Annotated in this window: 12 protein-coding genes; 4 read left to right on the top strand and 8 right to left on the bottom strand. The window is 74.2% G+C overall.

Translation table 11 applies throughout. The features are described 5' to 3' along the window. Positions 1-64 precede the first annotated feature (64 nt). The 5 genes from ACZ7MY_RS30735 to ACZ7MY_RS30715 form a co-directional block, all read right to left on the bottom strand. Positions 65-748: a response regulator gene (locus tag ACZ7MY_RS30735; RefSeq protein ID WP_499606540.1), complete on the bottom strand. Its 684-nt coding sequence runs from the start codon at positions 746-748 to the stop codon at positions 65-67. Further along, positions 745-1,980, bottom strand: a complete 1,236-nt coding sequence (locus ACZ7MY_RS30730) for a sensor histidine kinase (protein WP_499606539.1) — start codon at positions 1,978-1,980, stop codon at positions 745-747. The genes ACZ7MY_RS30735 and ACZ7MY_RS30730 overlap by 4 nt, the downstream gene beginning before the upstream one ends. A gap of 233 nt (positions 1,981-2,213) precedes the next feature. Further along, complete coding sequence (locus tag ACZ7MY_RS30725; RefSeq protein WP_499606538.1) at positions 2,214-3,431, bottom strand: NADP-dependent isocitrate dehydrogenase; 1,218 nt, start codon at positions 3,429-3,431, stop codon at positions 2,214-2,216. 84 nt (positions 3,432-3,515) lie between these two features. Next, complete coding sequence (locus ACZ7MY_RS30720; RefSeq protein WP_499606537.1) at positions 3,516-3,965, bottom strand: DUF3017 domain-containing protein; 450 nt, start codon at positions 3,963-3,965, stop codon at positions 3,516-3,518. After that, complete coding sequence (locus ACZ7MY_RS30715) at positions 3,962-4,816, bottom strand: bifunctional methylenetetrahydrofolate dehydrogenase/methenyltetrahydrofolate cyclohydrolase (protein WP_499606536.1); 855 nt, start codon at positions 4,814-4,816, stop codon at positions 3,962-3,964. The genes ACZ7MY_RS30720 and ACZ7MY_RS30715 overlap by 4 nt, the downstream gene beginning before the upstream one ends. A 102-nt stretch (positions 4,817-4,918) precedes the next feature. On the opposite strand from ACZ7MY_RS30715, the gene ACZ7MY_RS30710 reads away from it, so the two are divergent. Further along, positions 4,919-5,614 carry an RDD family protein gene (locus ACZ7MY_RS30710; RefSeq protein ID WP_499606535.1) on the top strand — a complete coding sequence of 232 codons (696 nt, stop codon included), beginning with the start codon at positions 4,919-4,921 and terminating at the stop codon, positions 5,612-5,614. A gap of 57 nt (positions 5,615-5,671) precedes the next feature. Then, entirely contained in the window at positions 5,672-6,256 is a 585-nt protein-coding gene (locus ACZ7MY_RS30705) for a hypothetical protein (protein ID WP_499606534.1), read from the top strand. A gap of 92 nt (positions 6,257-6,348) precedes the next feature. On the opposite strand, the gene purH is transcribed toward ACZ7MY_RS30705, so the two are convergent. Both purH and purN read right to left on the bottom strand, forming a co-directional pair. Continuing rightward, a complete protein-coding gene (purH, locus tag ACZ7MY_RS30700) occupies positions 6,349-7,902 on the bottom strand; it encodes a bifunctional phosphoribosylaminoimidazolecarboxamide formyltransferase/IMP cyclohydrolase (protein WP_499606533.1) in 1,554 nt (517 codons plus the stop codon). Next, the gene (purN, locus tag ACZ7MY_RS30695; RefSeq protein WP_499606532.1) at positions 7,899-8,513 is read right to left on the bottom strand and encodes a phosphoribosylglycinamide formyltransferase; all 615 of its coding nucleotides are present in this window, start codon (positions 8,511-8,513) and stop codon (positions 7,899-7,901) included. Before purN ends, purH begins: the two co-directional genes overlap by 4 nt. A 229-nt stretch (positions 8,514-8,742) precedes the next feature. On the opposite strand from purN, the gene ACZ7MY_RS30690 reads away from it, so the two are divergent. Beyond that, entirely contained in the window at positions 8,743-9,447 is a 705-nt protein-coding gene (locus tag ACZ7MY_RS30690) for a hypothetical protein (protein ID WP_499606531.1), read from the top strand. A 30-nt stretch (positions 9,448-9,477) separates the two neighbouring features. On the opposite strand, the gene ACZ7MY_RS30685 is transcribed toward ACZ7MY_RS30690, so the two are convergent. Further along, positions 9,478-10,872, bottom strand: a complete 1,395-nt coding sequence (locus ACZ7MY_RS30685) for a cell division protein PerM (RefSeq protein WP_499606530.1) — start codon at positions 10,870-10,872, stop codon at positions 9,478-9,480. A 112-nt stretch (positions 10,873-10,984) separates the two neighbouring features. Between ACZ7MY_RS30685 and ACZ7MY_RS30680 the strand changes: the two genes are divergently transcribed. Further along, the gene (locus ACZ7MY_RS30680; RefSeq protein WP_499606529.1) at positions 10,985-12,016 is read left to right on the top strand and encodes an RNA polymerase sigma factor; all 1,032 of its coding nucleotides are present in this window, start codon (positions 10,985-10,987) and stop codon (positions 12,014-12,016) included. The last annotated feature ends 19 nt before the right edge of the window (positions 12,017-12,035 follow it).

The following is a 12,035-nucleotide window of genomic DNA, read 5'->3' as shown; positions in this document are numbered from 1 at the left end:
GGCTCCGTCGGTCAACCCACGGTAGCGACGCACATACGCTCGATGCATGGAATCCGGAGAATCCTCATGCTCCCCGCGGGGTGACGAGTCCGGTCTCGTAGGCGAGGACGACGGCCTGCGCACGGCTGCCGAGGCCGAGCTTGGCCATGGTGCGGTTCAGATGGGTCTTGACGGTCGCCTCGCTGATGAAGAGCAGGTCGGCGATCTCCGGGTTGGACAGGCCGCGGGCGATCAGCCGCAGCACCTCCACCTCCCGCGCGGTCAGCGCCGCCAGTTCGGCGGGCGGGGCCCGGTCGGCGCCGGCGGGCGGGGCGCCGGGACGCGGCGGCGCGTAGGCCTCGATCAGCCGCCGGGTGACGCTCGGGGCGAAGAGGGTGTCCCCTCCGGCGACGGCGTGGACGGCGGCGATCAGGCGCTCGGGGCCGGCGTCCTTGAGCAGGAAGCCCGACGCCCCGGCGCGCAGCGCGGTGTAGACGTACTCGTCCAGGTCGAAGGTGGTCAGGACGAGGATCCGCGGCGGCGGGTCGGCCGCGGCGGCCAGGATGCGCTCGGTGGCGACGACACCGCTGATGCCCGGCATCCGGATGTCCATGAGGATCACGTCGGGCGCCGTCCGCGCCGCCCCCTGCACGGCCTCCTCGCCGTCGCCCGCCTCCCCGACCACCTCGATGCCGGGGGCGGCGTGCAGCAACGCGACGAGCCCGGCCCGGATCAGGAACTGGTCGTCGACGACGAGCACCCTGGTCATGCGTCCGATGAGTCCCCTCGCCGCTCTGAGCCCCGCGCGGACGTGGGGAGCACGAGCCGTACCTCGAAGCCCTCGCCGAGCGGGCCGGTGTCCACCGTCCCGCCGTAGAGCCTGGCGCGCTCCCGCATGCCGATCAAGCCGTGACCGGTTCCCCGGCCGATTGTGGCCGGATCGGATCGGCCCGGTGGCGCCCCGGAGCCGCCTCCCGCGCCCCCGGCGCCCGTGGTACCCGCGCCGTCGTCGGTGACGGTCACCGTCAGGTGGTGCGGCTCGTAGGCGACCAGGACCCGGGCCCGGGCGAGGGGGGCGTGCTTGAGCACGTTGGTCAGCGCCTCCTGCACGACCCGGTACGCGCACAGGCCGACACCGGGGGCGACCAGCCGGGGCTCCCCCTCGGTCCGCAGCTCGACGGCGAGCCCCGCGGCCCGCACCCGTTCGATCATCTCGCCCAGCCGGGTCACGGAGGGCATCGGGTCGTACGAGGCCCAGCCCTCCTGCGGCTCCCCCGGCCCGGCGCGGAGCACCTTGAGCATGCGGCGCATCTCCTGCAGCGCCTCGCGGGTGGTGTCGGAGATGGTGTCGAGCGCGCCGCGGGCGGTCTGCGGGGAGGTGTGGAAGACGTACGCGGCCATGCCCGCCTGCACCGAGATCACCGACATGTGGTGGGCGACCACGTCGTGCAGCTCGCGGGCGATCCGCGCCTGCTCCTCCGCCACCGCCTCCCGGGCCCGGTCCTGCTGTTCGGTCCGCAACCGCTCGGTGAGCCGGGCCAGCCGCTCCTCGCGCTTGCCGGACACCCGGGCGGAGCGCCCGAAGCGGCACATCACCAGCGGGAACACCACGGCCTGGGCGGCCACCGTGGCCATCGAGCCCTGCGCCGCGGTCAGCCCGGCGTGGACCCAGACCGCGCCGGTCAGCGCGGCGCAGGCCAGCGCGGTGCGCACCGGGCGCAGGGACGCGACGGTGTACAGCGCGAGCAGCGGCGCCATGGAGTTGACGACCGGCCAGTAGCCGGCCGCGACGTAGAGCGTCCAAGCGGCGCAGACGAAGACGCAGACGCCGACCGGCGCCCAGCGGCGCACCACGATGGGCAGGTTGACCAGCGCGGTCAGCGCGTAGCCGAACAGGTCGAGGCGCATCCAGTCGTCGGGCGGCCGTTCGTGCCCCAGCAGCATGCTCGCGGCGGTGAAGCCCACCGCCAGCAGGACGTCGACCAGCCCCTTTTTCCCCACGGGCGCAGCGTAGGCCCCGGCCGTACGGGCGTGCGTCAGTCCCCCGCCGTACCGCGGAAGTTGTACGTCCCCTTGCGAAAGGTCAAACCGGCACGGGACGACCCCCCGGCCCCGCCGGCCGTAGCGTCGTGGCCCGGGGGCCAGAGGGGGGCACCCCGACACGACGGTGCCCCGTCCTCCGACGGGGGGAGGACGGGGCACCGGGTCGTGACCGCGCGGGCGGCGGACGGGCCTCAGACGGACATCCGCTTGCGCAGGTTCTCGTCGACGGCGGCCAGGAACTGCTCGGTCGTCAGCCACGGCTGCTCCGGGCCGACGAGCACCGCCAGGTCCTGGGTCAGCTGCCCGGCTTCGACGACCTCCAGGACGGCGCTCTCCAGCGTCCCGGCGAACGTGGCGAGCTCGGGGGTGTCGTCCAGCCGGGCCCGGTGGGCGAGGCCGCGGCTCCACGCGAAGACCATGGCGATGGGGTTGGTCGAGGTCGGCCGTCCCGCCTGGTGCCTGCGGTAGTGGCGGGTGACCGTGCCGTGCGCCGCCTCCGACAGCAGGGTGCGGCCGTCGGAGGTCATGAGGACCGAGGTCATCAGCCCCGCCGAGCCGACGCCCCGGGTGAGGACCCCGGACAGGATGTCGCCGTCGTAGTTCTTGCAGGCCCAGACGTAGCCGCCGGCGCCCTTGAGGGCCGAGGCCGCCATGTCGTCGACCTGCCGGTGCTCGTGGCCCAGGCCGGACGCCTCGAACTCGCGCCGGAACTCGGTGTCGAAGACCTCCTGGAAGAGGTCCTTGAAGCGGCCGTCGTACTTCCTGAGCACCGTGTTCTTGGTGGACAGGAAGACGGGCAGCCCGCGCGCGAGGCCGTAGCGGAAGGCGGCGCGCGCGAACTCGCGGATCGACTCGTCCAGGTTCACCATGCCGAGGGCCACGCCGGGACCGGGGAAGTGGTGCACCTCCAGGTCGACCGGGTCGGAGCCGTTGGCCGGGGTGAAGTTCAGGGCGAGGGTGCCGGCGCCGGGGATCCGCAGCTCGGTGGCCCGGTACTGGTCCCCGAAGGCGTGCCGGGCGATCACCACGGGCCGCGACCCGCCGGGCACGGCCCGCGGCACGTTCCGCAGGACGACGGGTTCGCGGAAGATCCCGCCGCCGAGGCGGTCACGGATGGTGGCGTTCGGGGAGCGGTACATCCCCCTCAGGCCGAACTCCGCGACCCGCGCCTCGTCGGGGGTGACGGTGGCGCACTTCACGCCGACGCCGTGCCGTGCGACCGCCTCCGCCGCCTCGGCCGTCACCCGGTCGTGGGTGGCGTCCCGGTGCTCGATGCCCAGGTCGTAGCGGACCAGTTCGAGGTCGAGGTAGGGCAGGACCAGCTCGTCCCTGATGAACCGCCAGATGATCCGCGCCATCTCGTCGCCGTCGAGCTCGACGACCGGGTTCCTTGCCTTGATCTTGGTCATGGGAGTCGTTCTCCCTCTCACGCCGTGACGTGTGCCCGGAGTGCACGTCGTACGTCAGGGCACTCGCCACACAGCGTAACCGGATCAACGCACGGAGAAACGGACGACGTCCTCCAGGAAGGGGATCTCCAGCACCGGGTGGGGCTGCGCCATCAGTGCCAGGAGCACGATCAGGGCGCCCAGCACCCCGTAGGTGATCATGTCGGTGAAGCGGCTGCGGACGGCCAGCATGCCGACCGAGGGCAGCAGCCGGCGCATCAGCCCGCCCACCATCAGCGCCGAGCCGACCAGCACCAGGCCGGCCCGGGTGACGTCGGCCGCCACCAGCACCAGGCCGAGCAGCACCGCTCCGGAGACCACGAGGATCGGCCACTGGCGGGCCGGGGCCGGGGCGTGCGCGCCCATGGCCCGGCCGCCGCCCTCGGGGCGCGCGGTACCCCGGGTCAGCACCTGGAAGCGGCGGCTGCGGCCGGCGTCGCCGGTCTCCTCCGGCTCCGCCGCTCCACCTCCCGTACGGGGGCCCGTGCCGGTCATGCGTACCGGCCCTCCGCGGCCTCCACGACGTTCGCCAGCAGCATGGCCCGGGTCATCGGGCCGACGCCGCCGGGGTTCGGCGAGATCCACCCGGCGACCTCGGCCACGCCCGGGTGCACGTCACCGACGATCTTGCCGTTCTCGTCGCGGCTCACACCGACGTCCAGCACGGCGGCGCCCGGCCGCACGTCCTCCGGCTTCACCAGGTGCGGCACGCCCGCCGCGGCCACGACGATGTCGGCCTGGCGCAGCTGGGCGGACAGGTCGCGGGTGCCGGTGTGGCAGAGGGTGACGGTGGCGTTCTCGGACTTGCGGGTCAGCAGCAGCCCGATCGAGCGGCCGACGGTGACGCCGCGGCCGACCACAGTGACGTGCGCGCCGTTGATCTCGACGCCGTGCCGCCGCAGCAGCTCCACGATGCCGTTGGGGGTGCAGGGCAGCGGGCCGCGCTCGCCCAGCACCAGCCGCCCGAGGTTGGTGGGGTGCAGCCCGTCGGCGTCCTTGGCCGGGTCCATCAGCTCCAGGACGCGGTTGGTGTCGATCCCCTTGGGGAGCGGCAGCTGGACGATGTAGCCGGTGCACTCGGGGTTGTCGTTCAGTTCGCGGACGACCGCCTCGATCTCCTCCTGGGTGGCGGTCTCCGGCAGCTCGCGCTGGATGGACGCGATGCCGACCTCCGCGCAGTCGCGGTGCTTGCCCGCGACGTACCAGCGGCTGCCCGGGTCGTCGCCGACCAGCAGCGTCCCCAGCCCCGGGGTGACACCCCGTTCCTTGAGCGCCTGGACGCGGGTCGACAGTTCGGACTTGATCGCGGCGGCAGTGGCCTTGCCATCGAGAATCTGGGCGGTCATACCTCCATCTTCTCAGGTCCGCACACCAACGCTGGACAGCGGATGACGCCGACCAGGACGATGTGGGCCGTCCCCAGTCCCATCCGCGCGAAAGAAGCCAACGTGAGCTACCCGCCCGGTCCCGGCAATCCGTACGGCCAGCAGCCTCCGCAGCAGCAACCGCAGCAGCCCTACGGATACCCGCAGCAGCCCCCGGCCCAGCCCGGCTACGGCTACCCGACGCAGCCCCAGCCGCCCTACGGCGCCGTTCCGCCGCAGGCCCAGGGCCCGTACGGCTACGGCTACCCGGGAGGTCCCGCCGGTCCCGTCCCGGGCATGCCGCCGTTCGCGAGCTGGGGCGCCCGGGTGGGCGCGACGCTGATCGACTTCCTGGTCGCCGGGCTCGTGCCGATGATCCTCGTCGGCGTCGGCTACGGGCAGTTCATCGCCGTCGTGGTCGACGCGGCCCGCGACTGCGACGCGAGCGGCACCTACGGCACCTGCCCCGCGCCCGCCATGCCGGGCGGCGCCCTCGCCCTGATCGGCCTCGGCCTCCTGCTGTCCCTGGCCGGCGGCCTGTTCCTGTGCTACCGCGAGGGCAAGACGGGCCAGACGCCGGGCAAGAAGGCCCTCGGCATCAGCGTGCTGCGGGAGTTGGACGGCCGTCCGCTCGGCTTCGGCATGGCCTTCGTCCGCCGGCTGTGCCACGGCCTGGACGGCGCCGCCTGCTACATCGGCTACCTGTGGCCGCTGTGGGACGACAAGAAGCAGACCTTCGCCGACAAGATCCTCAACTCGGTCGTCGTCAAGGCCCAGTAGGCCCCGGGCCAGAACGCGCCCACGTCCCCGGTTCCGTCCTCGCGAAGGAAGTCAGAAGTGAGCTACCCGCCCGGCCCCGGCAACCCCTACGGCCAGCAGCAACCGCAAGCGCCGTACGGGTACCCGCAGCAGCCTCCGGCCCAGCCCGGCCACGGCTACCCGACGCAGCCCCAGCCGCCGTACGGGTACCCCCAGCAGCCGCAGCAGGGAACGCCGTTCGCGGCGTACCCGGGCGGCCCCGAGGTCATGCCGTCGTCGGCGCGGGCGGCCCGGGCCATGCTGTTCGTGCTCGGCGGGATGCAGATCCTGGGCGGTCTGCTGCTCCTGCTGGGGGCGGCGGCGCTCAAGAGCGTGGACGACACCGACGAACTGGCCATGCCCATCGGCCTGGTCTACGTCATGGGGGTGCTCTTCCTCGCCTTCGCCGTCCTGTCGATCGGCATGGGCGCCAAGTACCGGACCGGCGGCAACGGCACCCGGATCGGGTCCATCGTGATCGGCGTGCTGGTCGCGCTGAGCAGCGTCGCGACCATGTTCAGCGGCGCGTTCGTGCTGATCGCGCCGCTCGCGCTCAGCGTGCTGCTGATCGTCTTCGCGGCCAAGGCCGAGACGGCGGCCTGGTTCCGGCGCCCGCAGTACTGAGCGGGCCCGCCCGCTGGCGCCGGGCGGCTCCGCCCGCAGTCCGAAGGCCCCCGCGCAGGCGGGGGCCTTCGGCGTTCCGGCGCTGCGGCCGGTCAGTGGAAGAAGTGCCGCGTACCGGTGAGGTACATGGTCACGCCGGCCTTGCGCGCGGCCTCGACGACGGCCTCGTCGCGCACCGAACCGCCGGGCTGCACCACGGCCTTGACCCCGGCACCGGTGAGCACCTCCAGCCCGTCGGGGAAGGGGAAGAAGGCGTCGGAGGCGGCGTAGGAACCCGTCGCGCGGTCCTCGCCGGCCCGCTGGACGGCGAGCTTGGCGGAGTCGACGCGGTTGACCTGGCCCATGCCGACGCCGACCGTCGCGCCGTCCTTGGCCAGCAGGATCGCGTTGGACTTCACGGCCCGGCAGGCCCGCCAGGCGAATGCCAGGTCGGCCAACTCGGTGGCGGTCAGCGGCTCGCCGGTGGCCAGCGTCCAGGTGGCCGGGTCGTCGCCGGCGGCCTGGAGGCTGTCCTTCTCCTGCAGCAGCAGCCCGCCCTCGACGGGACGGAACTCCGTCCGCGCCACGGGCGCCTCGGGGCAGCGCAGCACGCGGATGTTCTTCTTGCGGGCGAGGACCTCGACCGCGCCCTCCTCGAAGTCGGGCGCCACGATGACCTCGGTGAAGATCTCGGCGACCTGCTCGGCCATGGCCACGCTCACCGGCCGGTTGACGGCGATGACGCCGCCGAAGGCCGACAGCGGGTCGCAGGCGTGCGCCTTGCGGTGCGCCTCGGCGACGTCGTCGCCGACCGCGATGCCACACGGGTTGGCGTGCTTGATGATCGCGACGCAGGGCTCGTCGTGGTCGTACGCCGCCCGGCGCGCGGCCTCGGTGTCGACGTAGTTGTTGTAGGACATCTCCTTGCCGTGCAGCTGCTCGGCGTTGGCCAGGCCCGTGCCGCCGTCGGTGTACAGCGCGGCCGCCTGGTGCGGGTTCTCGCCGTAGCGCAGCACGTTCTTGCGCTCGTAGGTGGCGCCCATGAAGTCGGGGAAGGAGGTGTCGTCCGCCGGGGCGTACGAGCTCGCGAACCAGCTCGCGACCGCGACGTCGTAGGCCGCGGTGTGCTGGAACGCCTCGGCCGCCAGGCGCTTGCGGGTGGTGAGGTCGAAGCCGCCCCCGCGGACGGCGGCGAGCACGTCCGCGTACCGCTCGGGACTGGTCACGACCGCCACGGACGGGTGGTTCTTGGCGGCGGCGCGGACCATCGAGGGGCCGCCGATGTCGATCTGCTCCACGCACTCGTCCTCGGAGGCGCCGGAGGCGACCGTCTCGCGGAAGGGGTAGAGGTTGACCACGACGAGGTCGAAGGGCTCGACGCCCAGTTCCTCCAGCTGCCGGCGGTGGTCCTCCAGCCGCAGGTCGGCGAGGATGCCGGCGTGCACCTTCGGGTGCAGGGTCTTGACCCGGCCGTCCAGGCACTCGGGGAACCCGGTCAGCTCCTCCACCTTGGTGACCGGCACGCCGGCGGCGGCGATCCGCCCGGCCGTCGAGCCGGTGGAGACCAGCTGGACGCCCGCCTCGTGCAGGCCGCGGGCCAGCTCCTCCAGACCGGTCTTGTCGTAGACGCTGACCAGTGCGCGACGGATCTCCCGCTTGGTACTCACGGCAACAGAACCTTTCGTCCCTCAATGCGATAGCCGTCGCGGGACAACCGCCCCACGACGTCGACGAGCAGCGTGCGCTCGACTTCCTTGATGCGCTCGTGGAGCGCTTCCTCCGTGTCGTCCTGCCGGACCTCGACCACGCCCTGGGCGATGATCGGGCCGGTGTCGACGCCGTCGTCGACGAAGTGGACGGTGCAGCCGGTGACCTTCACGCCGTAGGCGAGGGCGTCGCGCACCCCGTGCGCGCCCGGGAAGCCGGGCAGCAGCGCCGGGTGCGTGTTGACGAGACGGCCGCCGAACCGGGCGAGGAACTCCTTGCCCACGATCTTCATGAACCCCGCCGAGACCACCAGGTCGGGCTCGTACCCGGCCACCGCCTCGGTCAGCGCGGCGTCCCACGCCTCCCGGTCGCCGTGGTCCGCCACCCGGCAGACGAACGTCGGCACCCCGGCCCGCTCGGCGCGCTCCAGCCCGGCGATGCCGGACCGGTCCGCGCCGACGGCGACGACGTGGAGTCCCGCGTCGAGCAGCGCCTGCAGGTTCGTACCCGAACCGGAGACGAGCACGACGAGTCGGGCGGGGCGGGAAAGGGGCGGAAAGACTGTGGCCACTGCGGGTCATCTCTCGGGGATCCGGTGCTTTGGAGGATCGTACGACTCGAAGATCGCCGGAATTCCGGGGAACTCTACGAGGCCGTCGACCGTCAGCAACGATACCGGCACACCAGCCCGCCCCCACGGGACGGGGGAGCGCGCGGGCGGTAGCGTCTGGGGTGAGAACGGCGAAGTGTCGCGTCCGACAACTCGAGGAGTCGACGGCAAGGGGATGACCCAGGCAAACATGAGCAGTGGCCGAGGCCAGGAGCAGGACAACCCGTTCGCCCCGCCGCCGGAGGACGCGCCCGAGCAGCCCTGGCAGCCGCGCCGGCCGCAGCAGCCCTCCGACTCCGGGGACGAGCCCACGCCGCCCACCCCGCCCCCGCCGCCCCCGGCGTGGGGCGGCCAGTGGAGCGACCGGCAGCCCGGCCGCCAGGACGGCGGCTACGGCGACCGCCCCGGTGGCGGTTACGGCGGCCGGCGGCCGGACGGTCCCCGCTTCGATCCCACCGACCCGGCTCAACGGCGTGCCCGCTACGCGATGATCTGCGGGATGTGGGGGCTCTTCTTCGCCCTCTTCCTCGGCTGGACGTACGTGGGGCTGCTGCTCGGCGCCCTCGCGCTGTACTGGAGCGTCAACGCGCTGCGGATGAAGCCCGAGGAGCGGGCCAAGGCCCGCGCCGAGGCGGCCGCGCTGCTGGCCGAGGGCGGGGCGACCCCGCCGGCGCCGCGGCCCACCGACCCCCGCAGCAAGCCGCAGCGCCCCGCCGCGCTCGGCGGTCTGATCATGGGCGGGCTGGCCCTGTGCGTCGTGGCGGTGACCTTCACGACCCAGGTGGTCTACAAGGACTACTACGCCTGCACCCGCGACGCGCTGACCTCCTCCTCGCGCGACGCGTGCGAGAAGCTGCTGCCGACCCCGCTGCGCGACGTGCTCCACACGCCCTGACGCGTCGCCGCGCCCGCCCCGGACGGAGGCTCAGACCTCCGGCGGGGCGGCGCCCGGGGCCGCGTCGCCGTCGCCCGCCGCGCCCGGGAGCACCGAAGCCGCCGGGGCGTCGGACGGCCGGTCTTCCTCCGGCCCGCCCTCGTCCTGCCCGTCCGCCCGCCCGTCCTCCGTCGCGGCGGCCGTGCGGCGGACCCGCACCCAGCGCACCAGCAGGGCCGTCGGCGTGCCGGCGGCCGCCGTCCACCCGGCCGCCGCGGCGCCGGTGAGCCACCAGGACGGCCCGAAGTCCTCCAGTGCCCCGGTGCCCAGCGGCCCCGCCGCGAACCCGGCGAGCAGCGCCATGGCGATCCCGCACACCAGCCCGCCCAGGGCGGCGTGCGCCGCGGTGCGCCCGAGGCCGCACGGCTCCCGGCGCTCCACGGCGAGCACCCCCACCGCGATCCCCGCGAGCACCGGCACGGCCAGCGCCGCCCAGGTCAGCGACGTCCCCGGCCCGGGCCCGGGCAACGCCGCGAGCAGCGGGAAGTCCGGCAGCACCGGCTCCCCCACCACCCCGGCCGGACGCACCACGGCCTGGGTGCCGAGCGCGAAGCCGGGCCCCATCGCGTAGGCCGCACCCCACACGGCAGCGTTCGGGATCAGCGCCACCGCCACCGCGAGCACCGCCAGCCGCCCGGACAGCGCCTCGCTCAGCCGCGTGAAGGACGCCCCCGCGGCGCCCGGGTGCAGCGCCAGGGTCACCGCCGTGAGCGCCGCGCCGCCCGCGACGAGGACGCAGACACCGCCCGCCGCCGAGCGCAACACGGCGACGGCCTCCCGCAGCGGCACCGTCACGCGCACGGGCACCCGGGACAGCCAGGCGGGCGGTGGGATCCGCGGCCGTCCCCGCTCCGCCCAGGCCCCGGCACCCGCCGCGAGGGCCGCCACGACGGGCAGGTGCAGCGCGGCGGCGAGGGCGTCGCTGCGCACCGGCCCGTACGAGGTGTAGACGACCACCCCGGCGCCCACCGCCAGGTAGCCGCCGATCAGCCATGCGACGGCGGACCGCGCGACCTTGCCGTCCGAGGCGGGCGCGACGGCATCCGCCCCGGCCCGGTACAGCAGCCACACCGGGAACGCCATGGGCAGCAGCGGCGTGACGCCGACGGGCGCGGCGGCCCCGGTGAGGGTCTCGGTGCGCACGAGGTCGCCCCCGTGCGCGAGCAGCCAGCAGTCGGCGGCGACGTGCAGCGCCCCGTCCAGGCCGCTGTCGGGGAACGGGGAGACGACCCACAGGAAGAGCACGAGCATGGCGAAGCCGCCCAGACCCAGGCCCGCCGCGACGACTCCGCCGGTGAAGGCGGGGGCGGACTCGGAGGTGCGCAGGGTCGTGTGGACGGCCCGGATCCGGTGCACGGCATGACTCAGGGCGCTTGCGGCACTCACGGATCTCATGCTGCCAACAAGACCCCCTTTCGACGTGGCAGCATGCGAATGCCCGTCGTGTCGCGGAATATGGCGTTATGCGTTTCTTCATTCGATCCGAGTGGTCGATCGCATGAGCCGCACACCCACGACGAAGGCCGCGAAGGCCGTCAAGAAGCGAAGGCGTCACCAGCCGGCGTCGGCCGGGAACGCCGCGCAGGACCCGCAGGCCGCACCGGCGGCCGGTCCGGGGGAGTCCGCCGCGCCCGCGCAGCCGCCCGCGTCCGCGGGGGCGGCAAACGCGCCCGCGTCCGCGGGGGCGGCAAACTCCCCCGGCTCCGGCCGTACCGACCCTGCATCCGCGACCTCGTCCGCGACCGCACCCGCGTCCGAGCCGCCCGGCGAACAGGCCGTCCCGGGACCGCGGGCGCGGGTACGGGCACAGGAACGGGCACAGGTACGGGCACAGGAACGGGCGCTGGCACAGGCGCAGGCGGCCGAGGCCGTACGGATCGCCGAGGCCGCCCAGGCGGCCTTCGACGGGCTGTACACCCGCAACGCCCCCGCCCTGCTCCGCCAGGTCGAACTGCTCACCGGCAGCATGGCGCTGGCCCGGCACGCCGTGCACCGCGCCTTCGACCTGGCCTGGCAGCGGTGGCCCGAGGTCGCCGTCGACCCCGACCCGGCCGGATGGATCCGCGCGGAGGCGCACCACCACGCCCTGGCCCCCTGGCAGCAACTGCTGCCCTGGTACCGCACCCCGCCGCGGGAGCGCAGTTCCTTCCAGCGGCTGCCGCGCGGCACCCGGCACGCCGTGCTCCTCCACGACGGCCTCGGGCTGAGTCTGCGGCGCACGGCGGCGGAGTGCATGGCCACCACGTCCATGACCAGGCGGCGCATCGTCCGGGGGCGCGAGGCCCTGGGCGAGGGGGCGGCGGTCCGGCTGGGCGACCTGCTGGACGAGCAACCGCAGCCGGAGTACCCGGCGGCCATGGTGCGCGAGCTGAGCGAGCAGTGGTTGCGCATCCGCACGGTGGGCGCCGTGGTGGCGACGGTGCTGATCGCGCTGGTGACCGCGGTCGGGCTGGTCTTCGGGCCGCTCAGCGACCGCGTCGCCGCCGACCGCGGACCCGTCGGGCAGCGCACCTCGGCGCCCGCGCCCTGAGCGCGCCGCGCCCGTCCCG

It is taken from the genome of Streptomyces sp. NPDC111520, from assembly GCF_055635295.1.
This window is presented reverse-complemented; position numbering and strand designations above follow the sequence as displayed.